This window comes from Rhizobium sp. 01N447_2 (assembly GCF_056399245.1).
The window spans coordinates 1-16,979 of record NZ_JBFTQY010000106.1; the positions used below are offsets into that span (position 1 = coordinate 1).

The window sequence follows — 16,979 nt, forward strand, 5'->3', positions numbered from 1 at the left end:
GATGGCGCCGACCGCAAGGCGCGCTCGCTGACCGAGGGCGATTGCCTGATCGAGGTGGTCGAACCGGCCGGCTCCGACACCTTCGCCGTCACCAAGCTCGGCGGCAAATCCGTCGTCGCCCGCCTGCGCGCCGATACCGGCATCGCCCCCGGACAAAACACCCGCCTCGCATTCAATCTCGACAAGGCCGTCTTCTTCGATCCGGAAACACAGGCGCGGATCGCGTGATGGCCAGGTGCTAACATGAGCAGTTCACCTGACATCGTCATCATCGGTTCAGGCATCGGCGGTGCCACGGTCGCGGCCGGCCTGGCCACGACCGGCGCCCAGATATTAATCCTCGAAGCCGGCGACCATATCGCCGACCTTCCTGTCAATCGCGACCAACGCGCGATCTTCCAGCGGGGACATTTTCGACCGAAGGAAACCTGGTACGAGGCGAACGGCAAGGGATTCAATCCCGGCAATTACTATAATGTCGGCGGGAATTCGAAGTTCTATGGCGCAGTATTGTCTCGCTATCGCAGCCAAGATTTCGCAGTCATCGAACACCGCGAGGGTGTTTCGCCGGCCTGGCCGTTTCCGTATGAGGTGCTGGAGCCGTGGTATTGCCAGGCCGAACGCATGTACCAGGTCCGCGGCAGTCTCGGCGAAGATCCCACGGAACCGCACCACTCGGCGGCCTACGAGTACCCGCCCGTCCCGGACGAGGCGCCGGTTGCCGATATCAGGGCGCGCCTCAAGCAGAAAGGCCTGCATCCGTTTTCCCTGCCGCTCGGCCTGGATCTTGACGCCTGGCTCTCCAAAGCACCCACGCCATGGGATGCGCATCCAAACGCACGCGACGGCAAGATGGATGCCGAGACCGCAGCCCTCGCAGTAGCGCTCAGACACGAGAACGTGCGGCTCGAAACCAATGCGCGTGTGACGAGGCTCGACACGGGAGCGGGGAGCCGGATCGACCGGGTGACCTACATCAAGAACGGGCAGACGGTGACTGTTTCGCCTGAGATCGTGATCCTCTCCGCCGGGGCGGTCCAATCATCCGTGCTTTTGCTGCGTTCGAAAAACGACCGCTTCCCAAAGGGTCTGGCGAACTCTTCCGACCAGGTGGGCCGCAACTTCATGAATCACAATGCGTCCGCCGTCATCGGGGTCTCGCCGCGGTTCAGGAACGCCTCCATCTACCAGAAGACGTTTGCCTTCAACGACTTCTATCTCTCCGACGGGGAGGGTGGACCGCCCCTCGGCAACGTGCAGCTCCTGGGCCGCATCTCTGAAAAGGTTCTCAAGGGTTCTCTGCCGCAGGCTCCGGAGTGGCTTCTGCGCTTCATCACCGGCCATGCCATCGACTTCTATGCGATGAGCGAGGACGTTCCCAATCCCGAAAGCCGCGTCATGGTGGATGGAGATCGGATTGTTCTCCAATGGCAACGAACCAACTGGGACGCCCATCTTGCCCTTGTCGCTAAGCTGAAGGCGATCCTGAAATCGATCGGATTTCCGATCGTGCTGGCGAGACCCTTCGACAAGCGCACGCCCTCCCATCAATGCGGAACGATCCGCATCGGAAACGATCCCGCGACTGCGCCGCTCGACGCGTACTGCCGGTCTTATGATCACGAAAATCTCTTCGTCGTCGACGCCAGTTTCCTCCCCACCTCGGCCGCGGTGAATCCTGCGCTCACCATCGCCGCCCAAGCGCTGAGAGTGGCGGATCACATCGCGTCGAAGGACTTTGCAGGCATGACACAGGCACTGGCGGTCGCCAGGCCGGATGCAACAGGACAGTAAAATGGGATTCGATTACATCATCACTGGCGCCGGTCCGGCAGGATGCGTTCTTGCGAGCCGGCTGAGCGAAGATCCCGATGTCAGCGTCCTCCTGCTCGAAGCGGGCGGAGGCGACTGGAATCCTCTTTTTCATATGCCTGCCGGCTTCGCCAAGATGACCAAAGGCGTCGCCAGCTGGGGATGGGAAACCGTTCCCCAGAAGCACATGAATGGCCGCGTGCTTCGTTATACGCAAGCGAAAGTCATTGGTGGCGGCTCGTCCATCAACGCACAGCTCTACACGCGCGGAAACGCGGTGGATTATGACCTTTGGGCTCGTGAAGACGGTTGCGCGGGCTGGGACTACCGCTCGATCCTTCCCTATTTCAAACGCGCGGAGGACAACCAGCGATTCGCCGACGACTATCACTCCTATGGCGGTCCGCTCGGCGTCTCGATGCCCGCAGCGCCGCTACCGATCTGCGACGCCTATATCCGTGCAGGGCAGGAGCTCGGCATTCCCTATAATCACGACTTCAACGGGCGCCAGCAGGCGGGAGTGGGATTTTATCAGCTCACGCAGCGCAACCGCCGCCGGTCGTCGGCTTCGCTGGCCTATCTCTCGCCGATCAAGGACCGGAAGAACCTGACGGTGCGGACGGGCGCGCACGTCGCGCGTATTATCGTGGAGGGAGCCCGTGCGACAGGCGTCGAGATCGTGACCTCGCGCGGCTTGGAGATCGTGCGCGCCGAACGCGAAGTATTGATCTCCTCCGGCGCAATCGGATCGCCGAAGCTGCTTTTGCAGTCCGGCATAGGACCGGCCGACCATCTGCGGTCGGTGGGCGTCAAGGTGCTTCACGATCTGCCGGGTGTCGGTGGAAACCTTCAGGATCACCTGGATCTTTTCGTCATCGCTGAATGCACGGGCGATCACACTTATGACGGTGTTGCAAAACTCCACCGGACACTTTGGGCCGGGATTCAATATGTCCTGTTCCGGACCGGTCCTGTCGCCTCGTCGCTCTTCGAGACCGGCGGCTTCTGGTATGCCGATCCCGAGGCCCGTTCGCCTGATATCCAGTTCCACCTCGGCCTCGGATCGGGCATCGAAGCAGGCGTCGAGCGGCTCAAGAATGCCGGCGTGACCCTTAACTCCGCCTATCTGCATCCGCGCTCGCGAGGGACGGTGCGTCTATCATCCTCCGACCCGGCCGCCTCTCCATTGATCGACCCTAACTACTGGTCCGATCCCCACGACAGGACGATGTCCCTGGAAGGGCTGAAGATCGCGCGCGAGATCATGCAGCAGGCGGCGTTGAAGCCCTATGTCATGGCCGAAAGGCTTCCCGGACCGAAGGTGATGACCGACGAACAGCTTTTCGACTACGGCTGCGCCAACGCAAAGACCGACCATCATCCGGTGGGCACCTGCAAGATGGGGACAGGGCCTGACGCGGTTGTCGGGCTTGATCTCAAGGTCCATGGCCTGGAAGGCCTCAGGGTCTGTGATTCATCCGTCATGCCGCGCGTGCCGTCATGCAATACCAACGCGCCGACGATCATGGTCGGCGAAAAGGGATCGGACCTCATCCGGGGCTTGCCTGCACTTTCCCCCACCATCTTCGCCTACGAACGCAACGATGCGAGGCCTCGGGCCCGCGCCGAAATCCGGTAAGCCATCTCGAGAGGAGAGACGACAATGTCTGAAGTCAGAGTTGCAGTGCTTGGCGCCTCGGGCTGGATGGGAAAGGTCCACACGATGGCCTATCAGACCTTTCCGCATTTCTTCGGAGTGTCGGACGGAACGGCTCGGATCGTCGCTCTCGTCGAAGGTCCCTCGAAAACAGCCGGGGATCTTTCCCACAGGGCGCCAGGTGCAAGAATTCTTCAGGATTGGAATCTGGCGGTCGCTGATCCTGATGTCGATCTGATCGATATCTGCCTGCCCGACCATCTCCACTATGAGGTGGCCAAGGCGGCTTTGCTGGCAGGCAAACATGTCTATTGCGAGAAGCCATTGGCAAACACCGCCGCCGAAGCGCGGGAACTGGCCGACATCGCCCGGGCGAAGGGTGTCATTACGCGCGTCGGACACGCCTTTCCTCGGAATCCCGTCCATGATCTGGCGAAAGATATCATTCAATCCGGCGAAATCGGCGAGATCAAGCTGTTCCGCGGCTGCCAGCACGTCGACATCTATGGCGATCCGAACGCGCCCTTCATGTGGCGCGCCGACGGAAAGCTCGCGCCGACCGGGATCGTCGGTGATACCGGTTCGCACATCTTCAGCTTCATGGATTTCCTGGTCGGCCGCGTCAGTTCCCTGATCGCCGACAATCTCATCGTGACGCCGCGTCGGCCTGCCGTCGAGGGCCTTGCCTATGGCGAGCAGGTGAAACTGTCAGGCAACGAGTCCTGGGCTGATATCACCAATCCCGATGCAACCAATCTGCTGTGCCGGTTCGAGAACGGTGCCGGCGGGATCGTCGATTTCAGCCGTGTCGCGACCGGCCGCAAGTTCATGCAGACCTACGAAATCTATGGAACGAAAGGCAGCATCGCCTATACCTATGACGAGATAAACCGGCTGCGCTTCTATTCCAACGACGACCGGACGGGGCGGCGCGGCTTCCGGGAGATCGACGTGGGTCCTGAGAACCCTACCTTCAGGGCTTTCCTTCCTCTGCCGAATTTCGGTCTGGGCTACAATGAAAGCAAGATCATCGAGGTGGCCGAGGTGATCCGCTCGATCGTTGCAAACAGGCCGATGTGGCCGACATTCGATACGGGCCACCACATCTGCCAGATCGTCGACGCATGCATGGAGTCCTCCCGGCAAAAACGCTGGGTCGACATCCCGCTGGGTTGAACGCCGATGACCATAGACGTTCCGCAGGAAATTCTTGACGCACTGACCGATGTCGACATGCCACGGCTCCCAGCCGAACCCGCCCCTTCGGACGTGGTTCGGCTCGCCGGCATCGAGGCGCCGATCTATCGAGCCGGTTGCGTCGTCGTCGGATCCGGCGCGGCAGGTCTGCGAGCCGCAGTGGAAATGAAGCGGCGTGGCGATGACGTCGTTATCGTCAGCCAAAGCGCGTGGGGTGGGACCTCGGCCTGTTCGGGATCCGACAAGCAGACCCTTCACACTGCAAATACGGCGGATCAGGGCGACAATTACAAGGCAATGGCCCGAGCCATCCGCAGCGGCGGTGCAATGGACGAGGACACGGCCTATGTCGAGGCTGTGGGCTCGTCCCGGATGATGGCATCGCTTCAGTTCCTAGGGCTGCCGCTGCCGCAGGATCCGCTTGGCGGGACGCTCAGATATCAGACCGACCATGACGAGGTCGGCCGCGCCACCAGTTGCGGCCCGCGCACCTCGCGCCTGATGGTCAAGGTGCTGGCCGAGGAGGCGATCCGGCTCGGAGTGCCGTTTTACAACCAGACCACGGCGGTAAAGATCCTCACCAAGGGCGATGGCGCTGATCGCCACGTGGTCGGGATGGTCGCCATGCGGGCCAGTGACCGTACGGAGGAGAACCCGCTGGGTATCGCGCTGTTCGTCAGTGGGGTGATCGTGCTCGCCGCCGGCGGGCCGGGCGAGCTCTATCGCGACAGCGTTTATCCCAACGGCTGCTTCGGCTCTCTCGGATTGGCGCTCGAGGCAGGCGTCGAGCTCGTCAACCTGACCGAAAGCCAGTTTGGTATCGGAACACGCAGGGAAGGGTTCCCATGGAATCTGTCGGGCACATACGTCCAGGCGATCCCGCATATCTACTCGCTCGATACCGAGGGCGCCGAGCACCATTTCCTGGCAGAATACTACCGCAGCACGCAGGAGCTGGCTTCGAACGTCTTTCGCAAGGGCTATCAATGGCCATTTCACGCGACGCGCATGCTCGATTTCGGCTCAAGCCTGGTAGACCTTGCCATCTCCAGCGAAACCGCCGCAGGGCGGCGCGTCTTTATGGACTTCAATCGCAATCCCCTATCCGTGCCGGGCGACCTGCCATTCAGTCTGGAGAGACTTGACGAAGACGTCCGCAACTATCTCGGCAAGGCCGGCGCCGACCAGGACATGCCGATCGATCGATTGAAGCATATGAACCCGCTCGCGATCGAGCTCTACCGCCGCTACAAGATCGATATCGCCGAGGAGCCGCTGGAATTTGCCGTCAACAACCAGCACATGAACGGCGGCATCATGGTCGATACCTGGGGCCGCAGCAGTCTCGGCGGCTGTTACTCGGTCGGAGAGGCAGCGGGCACACACGGCGTGACGAGGCCGGGTGGAGCGGCGCTCAATGCCGGGCAAGTCTTCGGTACGCGCGCGGCAGAGCACATCAGCGCGAGCGGTCGGGCAAAGCGGTCGGCAGCAGAGGGCATAGCTGATATCGCAGAGGCGGGCATCGTCGATCTCCTTACCGTCCTTCGGACCGAGAGCCCGCTCACCGTCAAATCGATCCGTTCGCAAGTGCAGGCGCGAATGAGCGAGAAGGCTGGCATCATCTGCAATCAAGAAGGCGTAGGCCGAGCCTTGATCGAAGCGCGCGAACTGAACGCTGAAATCCATGCGAACGGCATTGCCTATGGTCGTGCAGCGGAGGCGGTTCGAGGCGTGCAATGGCGACATATGGCGCTCGCCTCGGAAGCCGTACTCGGCGCGCTCGATTTCTTCATTCGCAATGGGGGCGGCAGCCGCGGGGCGCGCGCAATATGCGATGTGGAGGGCGAATCTCTCCCGCTTGCGAGCTCTGGCCCGTTGCAGGATTATCGTTTCCGGAAAGAACGCGAAGCGCATCGCGAGGAGCAGATCGTCGTTCGGATTGATGGCGATGAGATCAGGCTTTCAACCCGCCCGAACCGCGCGCTGGATGAAAGCGCCAAGTCCTTCTTCGAGCGAGACTGGCCAGCCTGGTTGACAGGCCGCATCTACGATCTTGGCGCCGACAAATGAGGTGATGCCGGTAATCGGAGCCACTTCGAGACGGAGCCATGCGGCTGATCAATCGGGATTCGGAACTGGGGGCGGAACCCGGACGCGCTCGGTCTCGTCAGAGCCGGCGATAGCTTCCTCGCTTCTGCGCACCCGCCTTGGCGGATCCTTGCCTTCGACCGGCTTCGGCGACAACTGGTCGTCGGCCTGAATTTCGTCGGTGTTCAAGTAGTTCTTGGCTTCGTCCACAGCGGTCACATCAGGTTGGAAAATTGCGGGGCAGGAATGCCGTCCCGCGCTTTTGGACTAACTCTCGGCGACGTGACTGGTTCCCTCGCTCGCAAGCGGCCTGCGGCTCATAGGTCTGCTCCAGCTTTGGAAACGTCGAGCTCGATCATGACGGGCGCGTGGTCGCTCGTATGCTCCCAGCCGCGCGGTTTTTTCCGGACGGTTGCCGATCGAAGCCATGGGGCGACTGCCGGACTGAGCAGGAAGTGGTCGATCCGAAGCCCCGCGTCACGTTCGAAGCTGTTCCGCCAGTATTTCCAGAAGGTGTAGACGCGCTCTTCTGGATGCAGATGTCTGACGGCATCGGTCCAACCCTGGGCAACGAGATCAGCATAGGCCTTGCGCACTTCCGGCCTGAAGAGGGCGTCGTCCAGCCAGCGTTCCGGCTTGTAGACGTCGATCTCCGTCGGCATGACGTTGAAGTCGCCGGCCAGGATCGAAGGCACATCGAGCTCGAGGAGTTCGGCGGCGTACGCCTGCAGACGGAGAAACCAGCGCAGCTTGTAATCGAATTTTACTCCTGGAAACGGATTGCCGTTGGGAAGATACAGGCATCCGATCAGGATGCCGTCGACGGCAGCTTCGATATACCGGCTGTGAGTATCGTCAGGATCACCGGGAAGACCACGCCGCGTCAGGATCGGTATCTTGCCTTTTGCCAGGATCGCAACCCCGTTCCAGGATCTCTGTCCGTGCCAGATGGCGCCGTAGCCGGCCCGCTCGATTTCCTTTCGCGGAAACCTGGCATCGTCTGCCTTCAGTTCCTGGAGGCAGACCACATCAGGGGCGTCCTCCTTGAGCCAGCGCAGCAGAATGTCTAGCCGCCCATTGATCCCGTTGACATTGTAGGTTGCGATTTTCACGATGCCCTCGGAAGTCGAAGCACAGACGGGCTCTAGAAGCGCTCCTGAGTTTCGTCCTCAGGAAATCCCCGCCCGCAATCGTGCTAATGGAGGCGGCTCTCCATATCGTAATGGTCCACCGGTCGAATCCCCGCGGGGTGATCGAGCGAGTCGACTGTCACTTGGCTCCTCAACGCGTCGCGCCGAAGACGAAGGCGATGCCGGCGACGATCGCTGCGGCTGTCAGCGGCTGCCGGCGTATGCGATCCTCGAGGTCATGGACGAATGTGCGTGCTTCCGCCTTTGCCAGGCGAGCTGTTCCAGAAGCCAGCCCCGAAGCGGATTCAGCCATGCGACCGGCTTCCTTCTGAAGCGCGCGCATTTCTTCGGAGGAGCGGGCGGTTTCACCGCTTGGGCGCAGGGCTTGATCCACGAGCGGAAACTCCTCGTCGAGCTTGGTCGGATCTGGCTCGCGCTTCACACGCTCAGCCGCCTCGACGTCGCTGCGGCCGGCAGGAATGGAGGTGTGGGTGGCTGACACCGGGTCGGACGCCGGAAAGGTATCCTCGATTGCTTTGTCGAGTTCGCCTTTTGGGGGCCGCTTTCGTTGCTCTGCCTGCTCTTTTCGCATGGACTGGACTGCCGGGGATTCGTTCGGGTTTGCCATCGGGGTTTCCTCTGTTGCACTTCGACAAACAAAGCGACGACGAGGAGAGAAGTTCCATAGAAATGCTTCCGCCTCACACGGCAGCTGGAATGAGGAGAAGCGAGTAACGTAGCGCTTGCGATTGCCCGGACTTTTCTCGATGACGAGTACGGCAATCAAATAAGCCGGACCAAAGTCTTGCCGGCGCCTACTACCTAGGTCGGTTGCATTCTGTCTTGGGAACAGCGAGAAATCTTATACGTCATATATGCATGGGACGGCGAACGGACGAACGAGGCCATGGCATGAGTATCCGGAGACGCGATTTTCTGAGACTGGGCGGCAGCGCGGCCGTCGCCCTCGTCGCTGCCGCATCACCCGCCAGATTGAATCTCGACGGTTTCCTTCCTGTTCTGGCGGCGGAGTGCGCGCAGGCAAAAGACGGTAACAACGGGAATGGCAACGGTGGTGGTAACGGCAACGGGAATAGTGGAGGGAATGGCAATAGCGGCGGTAGCGGCAACGGGGGAGGGAGTGGCAACGGCAATAGTGGTGGCAACAGCAGCAGCAATGGCTCAGGAAATGGCAATGGTGGGAGCTCCACCAGCAGCGCGGGATCCTCTTCCTCTTCTGCAAGGTCGTCAGAAGGATTGGGAACGACAGCGACCGAAGCTTCCGATGGTTCGATCGACGTCCGTCATGCGAATGGTATCACTGAGACCCTGCAGCGCGGCCGCTACATTATGAAGGACTCGAAAGGCCGCACGATCATAAGCCGTCAGGCGACGGCCAACGATGCCCGCCGGCTGAGCCGCTTCCTTCGCTAGAGCGTGATAGTCGGACGATACCCTGTTTTAGCGCCGTTCGCGCCATTGTAGAGCCGCTTCAGTCCTGTTCGAGGCACCGAGCTTGCTCAGAATCTGGGTCATATGGTGCTTCACGGTCTTTTCCTGCAGGCCGAGACGCAAGCCGATATGTTTGTTTGACAAGCCTTGAGCGACAAGATCCATCACCTCGCGTTCCCGTGGTGTCAGACTGTTTTTGTCTGAGGTTCCGCCATGCAGTGAATTCTCCATGACCTTTGCCGACATCGTCGGCGAGATATATCGCGTTCCACTCAGGACCGTTTGGATGGCTTCAGCGAGGCCACGGGAACCGACACCCTTCAGAACATAGCCCATCGCGCCCCGTTGCAGAGCGTCAAGCAACGTGTCCACATCCTCGGATACCGTCAACATGAGCACTTTCGTTGTCGGGCTCCGCGCCAGCACGTCGCTGATCGCAGACAGCCCGCCGCCGGGCATCGAGATATCGAGGAGCATGATGTCGGGGCAGTTGTCCGAGGCGATCATGGCCGCGTCATCGCTGCTGGCGCCTTCGCCAATGACGTTAAAGCCGCTCATCTCCGACAGGCTGCGCGTTACACCCTCGCGAAAAAGCGGGTGGTCGTCCACGACGCCGATGGTGATGGATGTCATCTCTAGTCTCCCACTTCCATAGGCTCGAAGATCATGGTCACGGTCGTCCCTCCTTCGCCTGTCTTGACCTCGAACGATCCTCCCAGGCTGTCGATGCGTTCCCGAAGTCCGACAAGGCCGAGGCTCGTCGGCCTCACCTCGGTCGGATCGAAGCCATCGCCGCGATCGCTCACCTCGACACGGACATGACCGTTGTGCGAGACGGCCTTAACAGCCTGCTGAATGCCGCCACCGTGGCGATAGGCGTTGTTCAAGGCTTCCTGAGCGAAGCGATAGATACAGATCTTCACCGCAGGAGGAAGTTCAGGTCCATCCTCGTCGATAACAGTTTCGACATGGGTTTCGGTCTTGTGCTGATGCGCTTCGACGACCCGCATGACGATCTCGGTGATCGAGGACTTCTCGATCTGCGGGAGCACCAGCCCACTGCAGATATTGCGGATTTCCGTCATCGCCTCGGCAAGGCTCGAGCGTATCCAGGCAAGCTCCTTTTCACGCGCTTCGGGCTGTGTGGACGCGTTGATCAACACGTCGCTGTCCAGCCGCAATGAGGCATAGGCGATGTGCTGGGCCGGACCGTCGTGCAAATCGGCACCGATACTGCGCAAATRTGTTTCATTCAGCGCCGCCGACCGCTGGGAGGCGCGCTGCAGCCGCCGCTGAAGTCCGCGGTTTTCCGCCAGCAACGCGGACAGTTCATTGACCCGTTCCCTGAGATCCTTGCGTTGCGCCTCTATCGTGCGGCTCCCCCGAAACACCAGAGCCGAGAGAACAAGGAAAAAGATTGCTGTGAGAGCAGCGACAGCGCCCCAGCTCCGGAGCCTGGCATGCKCCAGACTGTCGCTTAATCCTTCTGCCGTCTCGTAGAACTCAAGTACGGCGACCGCCCGTCCGGACCATGGCTGGAGCACAGGGTTGTAGATCTCCATGAGCGGCTTGCCAAGCGCGCGCTCCTTGTCGCTTTCCGGATCGCTGGCGATTTCGTAGCGCGCGACGAGAGACCCTGCGAATGCCCTCTGGAGCTTGTCGCTGACCGTAAACTTCCTGCCCACCAGCTCCTTCTCATTCGAATAAAGGATGGTGCCGTCGCTTCGCCACAGCTTGAACGAAACGAGACGCCTGCCGAGCGCGCCCTGACCAAGCGTCTCATCGAGAGCCTGAGCACTGGCTTCGTCCAGCAACGATTCCTTTTGCATGTCGGGAAGCAGCGGCGCGACCACGCTGTCCACATATAGCGCCGTCGCAGCACCAGAATTGTGGATGACGGCCTCCTCTATGAGGTGGGTGACGAGAATGCCCACCAGGAACATGACGGCCATCGATATGAGCCCACCCGCGATGAAGAACTGGGAGGCGAGTGAGCGGGCATTCCAGCGGCGAAGCCAATTCATGTTGATTCCGGCAAGAGACTTGTCGATTAACCTACCGCGTCTTCAGAGTTTTTCCAAACAGCGTCAGGGTAGATTCCTGGTATCGAAGACCTCGGCGCCTCTTATGCTCTGGGTAAGCCCGAGGCTATCGCCTGATATGGCTACGCCGAAGACGTAGAGAAGGGCGGCCAGAACGATAACAAGGGCGAAGACGGACGCGTTGCAAGCGTCATTCACTCGGGATCTATGACTCTGGTGCATGTTCGGATCTCCTTCAACATCCCTCGAAACGGCGCGAGTCCGACGCGCGTTCCACCTCAGGGACTTCGGTCGGAGAAGGTTGGGACCAAGGTCTGACGCCTGTAGACATCAGCAGATTCAAGCATATTTCCTGGCCGACGAACCCGGGTTTGGAGGCTTGTGAGTGACGATTTCCATGGATATCGAAGGCGGCGCCCGCGCCGCATCGGCCTCTTCTCTCGCGCCCTTCGAGGAAGGCGTCGCCGAATTTTACGACAGCCTTCTCGTGCCGATTCTCTTCGAGCCCTATGCCTCGGAGATGGCGATCGTCGCCGAGCGATTGAAGCCGGGCAGCATTCTCGAGGTCGCTGCGGGGACAGGCGCCTTGACACGTGCTCTGCGGGTGACGCTTGATCCGGCCACGGAGATCRTTGCCACCGATCTCAGCCAGGCGATGATTGACGTTGGCGCACCGTCGCTGACGATGTCGCGGACCCACTGGATGCACGCCGATGCGCAAAATCTGCCGTTCGCGTCTTCGATGTTCGATCTCGTCGTCTGCCAGTTCGGCGTGATGTTCTTTCCGGATAAGTTGAAGGCCTATGACGAGGCCAAAAGAGTGTTGCGGAGCGGAGGTCGTTTCCTGTTCACGACGTGGGATTCACTCCCGGCCAACGACTTCGCAAGATGCGTGGATGAATGTCTGGCAAGCCTCTTTCCGTCCAATCCACCGGACTTTCTAAGAAACTTGTCATATTCCTACTTCGATATAGCGTCGATAAAGGCGCAAATGTCTTCGGCGGGATTTGACGCAATTTCCTGCGATCGGATCGAGTTGATTTCCGTTGCAGCCGCCCATGATATCGCAGCGGCCTTCTGCCAAGGCACTCCGCTCAGGGAAGAGATCGAAAGGCGGGCGCCGGCGCGTATCTCAGAGATAGTCGATGAGGTGGCCGAGCGAATGGAATCACGCTACGGGGTTCGTCCGTGCGGCGGCATGAGCGCCTTCGTCGTCGTCGGTCGCGCTTCGTAACGCCGCTTAGTGCCGGCCAGCGGATCAATCGCGCGATTCTCCAAATGAAATGTCCAAAAGCTCTGTCCGACGAGTATGACGGCTCACCGGACTTCAGCTCGTGCGCTGCGCGTAGGAAGTTTCCTGCATCGCGCGGATGACGTGCCGCTCGATCTCGAAGCAGGTCTCGTCGTATTCCCGCACCAGGTTCGCATTGAATTGCCGTCCTCGAAGAGCGTCGCGCGCTTCGACTGCCATCTGGTAGGCCTCGAAGAGCTCGAGCTGCAATGGGTCGCACGCTGCCATGATCAGCGTCCGCATGTGCGGCAAACGCATCGCCAGGCGCCGGCGTCCCGCTTCCCGGCGGTTGGATCGTGCCATCTCCTTCAGTCTCCTGCCTCCTGCATAATTCCTCAAATCGGCATCGGTTTAAGGATAAATTATGCAGCAATTCAAAGTGTTACAGCGTCCTTTACGCGTCTGAAAAGACGCGTGGCGCTGTAAGCCCGTGTGCGGGGCCTTTCAATCCTGAAGTAGCGCCGGCGACGGGCATTGACATGGGTTTGGGACCAAGGGCCGGGGTCCATCAGACTGAGGTCCGGGCCGTGGAACGACCGTGCCTCCAGCTAGTTGGTTTCGCAGCGGTCACGAAGGCCGCCTCGAAACAGAAGGAGGAGAAAATGATCTCCAAGCTTATCGTCGGTGCGGCAACTGCCGCGACCCTCATGTCGGGCGTCGCATTCGCCCAGTCCTCGACCGTTAACGGTGCCGCCGGTGGCGCGGTGACCGGGGCGATCGTCGGCGGCCCCGTTGGCGCTGCTGTCGGCGGCGTTGCCGGCGCGGTCGTTGGTACGGCGATCGATCCGCCGCCGCAAAAGGTCGTCACCTATGTCCGCGAGGCTCCGGCACCATCGGCGCGCGTGGTCGTGAAGGAGAAGGTTGTCGTCGGCCAGCCTCTGCCGGAGACGGTTGTCGTGACGCCTATTCCGGATGACCCGACCTATGCTTACGCGGTGGTCAATGATGAACGCGTCATCGTCGAACCGTCGTCCCGCAAGGTGATCCAGGTTATCAAGTGACCTGATCCCACGCGGTCTCTGCCGCGTCTTGCCCCTCAATATCATCGTTAGAACCTGAGAACCGCCGCACGACGGACGACAACGTCGTGCGGCCGAAAAAGCAGAGAGATTGTTATGAAGACCAAGACACTCGCCGTGCTGATGACGGCACTCTCGATCGGCGTTTCGCCGGTCGGCATCATCTCCGCCGCGGCGCAGGATGCGCCGATCCTTCCCAAGAAGGGTGCTGCCCAAAACGGCCAGTCCAGCGGTGGTGCGATCCAGCAACCGGATGCGGGCGGCGCCTCCTCCTCGGGTGGCGCAGGAGCATCGACCGGCCAGGATACCCAGCAGCCTTCCGGCTCTAGCGGAAACTCGTCCGGAACCTCCACGGATGGTTCCTCCGGTCAGACGACAAGTCAGCCCGGTGCTAAGACGCAGTCCGGAGGCTCGACCGAAACCGGCTCCGGTGCCGCAGGCACGGACGCCTCTGGCAAAAGCCCGGACAGTTCGAAGTCTTCCAAGTCGGGACAGTCCTCGACGGAAAGCCAGAAGCCTGCCGGCAGCCAGGACACTGGCACGCCGACCGGCTCCGGTGAAACCCAGAAGTCCAGCGACGCGAAGTCTTCCAGCGGCTCGACTGAGACTCAGTCAAACAGCAAGACGAACGTTGAGAACAACAAAACATCGGTCGACAGCAACACTCAGAACACCACGAAGACCGAGACGAACAATACGACCAACGTGAACATCTCCGTCGAGCAGCAGACGGAAATCCGCAGCGTTGTGAAGGAGGTTCATGTCGAGCCGGTTCGGGAGGCGGATTTCACAGTCTCGGTCGGCACCACCATCCCGAAGAAGATCAGGCTCGAGCCACTGCCGCCCCGAATCGTGGAGATCGTACCGCAGTACAAGGCCTATCGTTTCTTCCTCCTCGCGGATGGCCGGATCGTCATCGTCGATCCTTCTGCATTCACGATCGTCTACATCATCGCGGCGTAGCGGCCGGCCCCGGCGGCTCTCCGCCGCCGGGGCATAGGAGAGGAACATGATCCATTCTGAAGAAAAGTCCAATGGGCTGGCCTTGCCGTTGATCGCGATCCTGCTGGCAATCGCCGGCATTCTCGCCGTGCTTGTCGCCACGGGCGGCAGACATAACAGCGCCGCTGGCCGCATCTGGGTTCCACTGGCTCAACAGCAGAGGTCGGGACAATGAAAGCCATCGCATCCGTTGCCTTTGGCATCTTAAGCTCGGTCGGGGCCTGCATCGCTGCCGCATCTGTCGCATCTTATGTTGTGGCGGATTCCGAACCTCACACCTTCAAGGAGCTCGCAGCGCGCGATCTATGGACGACGACGCCGGTGAAAGTCGATCCTCGGGAGCAGCACTATGAACGAATTCCGCCTCTCTATTCCAGCTATGTGACCGAGGTCTCGGCCAGCATGGCATCAGCGGCGAGGCCGGATTCGGCTCGCCCGCCATCCGAACTTCAGACACCGCAGCCCAGACTTTCGGCCGCGCATCTTGCCTGGTGTGAGGAACGTTATCGCTCTTTCAATCCTGTGACCAACAACTATCGATCCTATAGCGGTGAGACTCGCGAATGTTCTTCGCCGTTCCAGCCGACTGTCGCCGAGGCCGATGGCGGCGTCGGCACGAAAGTGAATGCAGAGGCGGCAGCCCGGTGCGCCGCTCGCTACAAGTCGTATCGACCGGAAGACAATACGTATCAACCATGGGAAGGACCGCGGCGCAGCTGCGACATGTCAAATCTCGTTGCCACGAACAATTGATTATCGGCGGTGGTCACGTGGTGCGGATGATGCTGCACCAAGCTGGTGAATCGGACTAAAGTCCGTGTTGCAATCGCTACGGTTGTGATACCCGGTTGTATTAGAGTGTTGGAGATCAGGGGATGGCAACGGCACTGATAACAGAAATCCAGCAGGCGCAGACAAGGCTTCCGCTCTTGACCCGAGCGGACCGGGGGGCCCTTATCGTTCGCATCCTCCGCGAGCTGAAGACGCATCGGCGGGAGGTTCTCGCAAATGTGCCGGCCGAGCGCTGTGTTTGGATCGACAGGCTCATCGCGTCCGTGTCCTCGACGATATCCGAAATCACCAACATGCAGGACGCCGAGTTCAATCGTGTCTTGAACGAGTTCGAAAAGCTTATCGCGACGCTCGATGGCATTTCGCATGCGGAGAAGCCGTCGAAGACAATTCACTGAGAGGGTCGCCAGTGGGCCGCCAAACGAGCGCCTCACCGGAAACCGATCGCTGCGCGACAGCGTTCTTCTGCCATGACCGAAACGAAATCCGCCGCTGATCACAACAAGGCGCCGTCCGGCGAAGACGGTTCGAAGCCCGGCGCGGACATTTCTTTCCCCTACGACAGGATGACCGTCGAGCAATTCCGAAGACGCTTCCCCCGTGCCCGTTGGAGCGATGCCCGCAAGGCCTGGTTCGTTCCCGGGCGGACGGCGTCCCGTCGCATCGGACAATGGCTTGCCGAGATTGAGGCCGAAGCTGACGCCCATGCGGATGCGAAGGGACGCGACGCCTTCGCTTTCGATCCCATCGACAGTCCATATCTTGAACTCGGCAAGGCAGACTTCCGAATCCGCACGCCATATTCGAAGACCGTCGTCGACGAATTGCACGAGGTGCCGTCCTCACGGTGGGATGGCGATCTCAGAATATGGCACGTTCCCTTCCGGTCCTATGAGGAACTCCGACGCAGATGGCCTGATATCGAAGCGGCGGCTTGCAGAAACGAGCCGGAGGAAAGACGACGTCGAGTCGAGGAGCGGAAAGGGACCGAACAGGATATGCGCAGCAAACTCCGCGCTGCGGAACGAAAGCGTCACCGTTACCCGTTTCAGAGCGACGACCTGCCGCCGATAGGACGTCCTGTGGTCACCGCATATGGAATCGTCGTCTTTACCGAAATCTCAGGCGAACTGGTCGACCCGGATGACGTCGCGGATTTCTATCCCCGTGTGACCGAGGATCACGTCTGGGGATATTGGCGGGTGCCCACACTTGAAGAACTCGTCCGCACCTGGCCCGCGAAAACGCTTCCGGTTGAGAACGCCGAGTGGTGGCTGCCGACGATCGAAGAACTGAGGCCGGCCCGTCGCACGGCAACATCGCGTGAAGCCAGGAAATACGCTAAGACGCCGTGACCGCTGCTTGCCGTAGAAAAGACGATGACATATGCCCGATTCCGATCGTCAGGCTCGGTGGCGCAGCGCGTCCACCAACGCCACGAAAGCCGGAGAGGACTGCCTTCTGCTGGCATAGTAGAGATGGTAGCCATCCCAGTAT

Annotated in this window: 19 protein-coding genes and 2 pseudogenes; 13 read left to right on the top strand and 8 right to left on the bottom strand. The window is 60.5% G+C overall.

What is annotated here, in order from left to right; all coding sequences use genetic code 11:
* The 5 genes and pseudogenes from AC1ECN_RS35805 to AC1ECN_RS35825 all read left to right on the top strand — a co-directional run.
* A pseudogene (locus tag AC1ECN_RS35805) lies at positions 1-228 on the top strand (sugar ABC transporter ATP-binding protein); the annotation flags it as partial.
* A gap of 15 nt (positions 229-243) precedes the next feature.
* Positions 244-1,794 (top strand): GMC oxidoreductase, encoded by a 1,551-nt coding sequence (locus tag AC1ECN_RS35810; protein ID WP_130661393.1) that lies wholly within the window; start codon positions 244-246, stop codon positions 1,792-1,794.
* Between the two features lies 1 nt (position 1,795).
* Positions 1,796-3,451 (top strand): GMC family oxidoreductase, encoded by a 1,656-nt coding sequence (locus AC1ECN_RS35815; RefSeq protein ID WP_018496598.1) that lies wholly within the window; start codon positions 1,796-1,798, stop codon positions 3,449-3,451.
* Between the two features lie 24 nt (positions 3,452-3,475).
* A complete protein-coding gene (locus AC1ECN_RS35820; protein WP_075223972.1) occupies positions 3,476-4,645 on the top strand; it encodes a Gfo/Idh/MocA family protein in 1,170 nt (389 codons plus the stop codon).
* A gap of 6 nt (positions 4,646-4,651) precedes the next feature.
* Positions 4,652-6,736: an FAD-dependent oxidoreductase gene (locus tag AC1ECN_RS35825; protein WP_075223971.1), complete on the top strand. Its 2,085-nt coding sequence runs from the start codon at positions 4,652-4,654 to the stop codon at positions 6,734-6,736.
* A gap of 48 nt (positions 6,737-6,784) precedes the next feature.
* On the opposite strand, the gene AC1ECN_RS35830 is transcribed toward AC1ECN_RS35825, so the two are convergent.
* The 3 genes from AC1ECN_RS35830 to AC1ECN_RS35840 form a co-directional block, all read right to left on the bottom strand.
* Positions 6,785-6,964, bottom strand: coding sequence for a hypothetical protein (locus AC1ECN_RS35830; RefSeq protein ID WP_130661394.1), 180 nt, complete (start codon positions 6,962-6,964; stop codon positions 6,785-6,787).
* A gap of 107 nt (positions 6,965-7,071) precedes the next feature.
* Positions 7,072-7,866, bottom strand: coding sequence for an exodeoxyribonuclease III (xth, locus tag AC1ECN_RS35835; protein ID WP_075223969.1), 795 nt, complete (start codon positions 7,864-7,866; stop codon positions 7,072-7,074).
* Positions 7,867-8,035: 169 nt separating this feature from the next.
* Positions 8,036-8,512 (bottom strand): hypothetical protein, encoded by a 477-nt coding sequence (locus AC1ECN_RS35840; protein ID WP_075223968.1) that lies wholly within the window; start codon positions 8,510-8,512, stop codon positions 8,036-8,038.
* A 284-nt stretch (positions 8,513-8,796) separates the two neighbouring features.
* On the opposite strand from AC1ECN_RS35840, the gene AC1ECN_RS35845 reads away from it, so the two are divergent.
* Positions 8,797-9,318 carry a hypothetical protein gene (locus tag AC1ECN_RS35845; RefSeq protein ID WP_075223967.1) on the top strand — a complete coding sequence of 174 codons (522 nt, stop codon included), beginning with the start codon at positions 8,797-8,799 and terminating at the stop codon, positions 9,316-9,318.
* A gap of 27 nt (positions 9,319-9,345) precedes the next feature.
* Here the strand turns inward: AC1ECN_RS35845 and AC1ECN_RS35850 are convergent, their stop codons facing one another.
* From AC1ECN_RS35850 to AC1ECN_RS35860, 3 genes are all read right to left on the bottom strand, one after another.
* Positions 9,346-9,969 (bottom strand): response regulator, encoded by a 624-nt coding sequence (locus AC1ECN_RS35850; protein ID WP_075223966.1) that lies wholly within the window; start codon positions 9,967-9,969, stop codon positions 9,346-9,348.
* Between the two features lie 2 nt (positions 9,970-9,971).
* The gene (locus AC1ECN_RS35855; protein WP_477955706.1) at positions 9,972-11,360 is read right to left on the bottom strand and encodes a sensor histidine kinase; all 1,389 of its coding nucleotides are present in this window, start codon (positions 11,358-11,360) and stop codon (positions 9,972-9,974) included.
* Between the two features lie 63 nt (positions 11,361-11,423).
* Complete coding sequence (locus AC1ECN_RS35860; protein WP_165406127.1) at positions 11,424-11,600, bottom strand: hypothetical protein; 177 nt, start codon at positions 11,598-11,600, stop codon at positions 11,424-11,426.
* Between the two features lie 175 nt (positions 11,601-11,775).
* Between AC1ECN_RS35860 and AC1ECN_RS35865 the strand changes: the two genes are divergently transcribed.
* The gene (locus AC1ECN_RS35865; RefSeq protein ID WP_477955711.1) at positions 11,776-12,612 is read left to right on the top strand and encodes a class I SAM-dependent methyltransferase; all 837 of its coding nucleotides are present in this window, start codon (positions 11,776-11,778) and stop codon (positions 12,610-12,612) included.
* 93 nt (positions 12,613-12,705) lie between these two features.
* Here AC1ECN_RS35865 and AC1ECN_RS35870 read toward each other — a convergent pair whose 3' ends face one another.
* Positions 12,706-12,972 carry a hypothetical protein gene (locus AC1ECN_RS35870; protein WP_026170990.1) on the bottom strand — a complete coding sequence of 89 codons (267 nt, stop codon included), beginning with the start codon at positions 12,970-12,972 and terminating at the stop codon, positions 12,706-12,708.
* 299 nt (positions 12,973-13,271) lie between these two features.
* On the opposite strand from AC1ECN_RS35870, the gene AC1ECN_RS35875 reads away from it, so the two are divergent.
* The 6 genes from AC1ECN_RS35875 (at position 13,272) to AC1ECN_RS35900 (ending at position 16,837) form a co-directional block, all read left to right on the top strand.
* Positions 13,272-13,670, top strand: coding sequence for a DUF1236 domain-containing protein (locus tag AC1ECN_RS35875; RefSeq protein ID WP_018073189.1), 399 nt, complete (start codon positions 13,272-13,274; stop codon positions 13,668-13,670).
* Positions 13,671-13,784: 114 nt separating this feature from the next.
* The gene (locus AC1ECN_RS35880; protein ID WP_130661396.1) at positions 13,785-14,651 is read left to right on the top strand and encodes a DUF1236 domain-containing protein; all 867 of its coding nucleotides are present in this window, start codon (positions 13,785-13,787) and stop codon (positions 14,649-14,651) included.
* Positions 14,652-14,697: 46 nt separating this feature from the next.
* Positions 14,698-14,865: a hypothetical protein gene (locus AC1ECN_RS35885; protein ID WP_165406129.1), complete on the top strand. Its 168-nt coding sequence runs from the start codon at positions 14,698-14,700 to the stop codon at positions 14,863-14,865.
* Positions 14,862-15,443 carry a BA14K family protein gene (locus AC1ECN_RS35890; RefSeq protein WP_130661397.1) on the top strand — a complete coding sequence of 194 codons (582 nt, stop codon included), beginning with the start codon at positions 14,862-14,864 and terminating at the stop codon, positions 15,441-15,443. Before AC1ECN_RS35885 ends, AC1ECN_RS35890 begins: the two co-directional genes overlap by 4 nt.
* 122 nt (positions 15,444-15,565) lie before the next feature.
* The gene (locus tag AC1ECN_RS35895; RefSeq protein WP_130661398.1) at positions 15,566-15,880 is read left to right on the top strand and encodes a hypothetical protein; all 315 of its coding nucleotides are present in this window, start codon (positions 15,566-15,568) and stop codon (positions 15,878-15,880) included.
* A 72-nt stretch (positions 15,881-15,952) separates the two neighbouring features.
* The gene (locus AC1ECN_RS35900) at positions 15,953-16,837 is read left to right on the top strand and encodes a hypothetical protein (RefSeq protein ID WP_130661399.1); all 885 of its coding nucleotides are present in this window, start codon (positions 15,953-15,955) and stop codon (positions 16,835-16,837) included.
* Positions 16,838-16,885: 48 nt separating this feature from the next.
* Here the strand turns inward: AC1ECN_RS35900 and AC1ECN_RS35905 are convergent.
* Positions 16,886-16,979, bottom strand: a pseudogene (locus tag AC1ECN_RS35905) (LysR family transcriptional regulator); the annotation flags it as partial.

What these genes read in the sequence shown, in the direction of transcription:
- AC1ECN_RS35860 (WP_165406127.1), bottom strand. Translation starts at nt 11,600, where the DNA reads ATGCACCAGAGTCATAGATCCCGAGTGAATGACGCTTGCAACGCGTCC.
- AC1ECN_RS35810 (WP_130661393.1), top strand. Translation starts at nt 244, where the DNA reads ATGAGCAGTTCACCTGACATCGTCATCATCGGTTCAGGCATCGGCGGT.
- AC1ECN_RS35890 (WP_130661397.1), top strand. Translation starts at nt 14,862, where the DNA reads ATGAAAGCCATCGCATCCGTTGCCTTTGGCATCTTAAGCTCGGTCGGG.
- AC1ECN_RS35850 (WP_075223966.1), bottom strand. Translation starts at nt 9,969, where the DNA reads ATGACATCCATCACCATCGGCGTCGTGGACGACCACCCGCTTTTTCGC.
- AC1ECN_RS35820 (WP_075223972.1), top strand. Translation starts at nt 3,476, where the DNA reads ATGTCTGAAGTCAGAGTTGCAGTGCTTGGCGCCTCGGGCTGGATGGGA.
- AC1ECN_RS35900 (WP_130661399.1), top strand. Translation starts at nt 15,953, where the DNA reads ATGACCGAAACGAAATCCGCCGCTGATCACAACAAGGCGCCGTCCGGC.
- AC1ECN_RS35875 (WP_018073189.1), top strand. Translation starts at nt 13,272, where the DNA reads ATGATCTCCAAGCTTATCGTCGGTGCGGCAACTGCCGCGACCCTCATG.
- AC1ECN_RS35895 (WP_130661398.1), top strand. Translation starts at nt 15,566, where the DNA reads ATGGCAACGGCACTGATAACAGAAATCCAGCAGGCGCAGACAAGGCTT.
- AC1ECN_RS35825 (WP_075223971.1), top strand. Translation starts at nt 4,652, where the DNA reads ATGACCATAGACGTTCCGCAGGAAATTCTTGACGCACTGACCGATGTC.
- AC1ECN_RS35885 (WP_165406129.1), top strand. Translation starts at nt 14,698, where the DNA reads ATGATCCATTCTGAAGAAAAGTCCAATGGGCTGGCCTTGCCGTTGATC.
- AC1ECN_RS35880 (WP_130661396.1), top strand. Translation starts at nt 13,785, where the DNA reads ATGAAGACCAAGACACTCGCCGTGCTGATGACGGCACTCTCGATCGGC.
- AC1ECN_RS35870 (WP_026170990.1), bottom strand. Translation starts at nt 12,972, where the DNA reads ATGGCACGATCCAACCGCCGGGAAGCGGGACGCCGGCGCCTGGCGATG.
- AC1ECN_RS35840 (WP_075223968.1), bottom strand. Translation starts at nt 8,512, where the DNA reads ATGGCAAACCCGAACGAATCCCCGGCAGTCCAGTCCATGCGAAAAGAG.
- AC1ECN_RS35815 (WP_018496598.1), top strand. Translation starts at nt 1,796, where the DNA reads ATGGGATTCGATTACATCATCACTGGCGCCGGTCCGGCAGGATGCGTT.
- AC1ECN_RS35845 (WP_075223967.1), top strand. Translation starts at nt 8,797, where the DNA reads ATGAGTATCCGGAGACGCGATTTTCTGAGACTGGGCGGCAGCGCGGCC.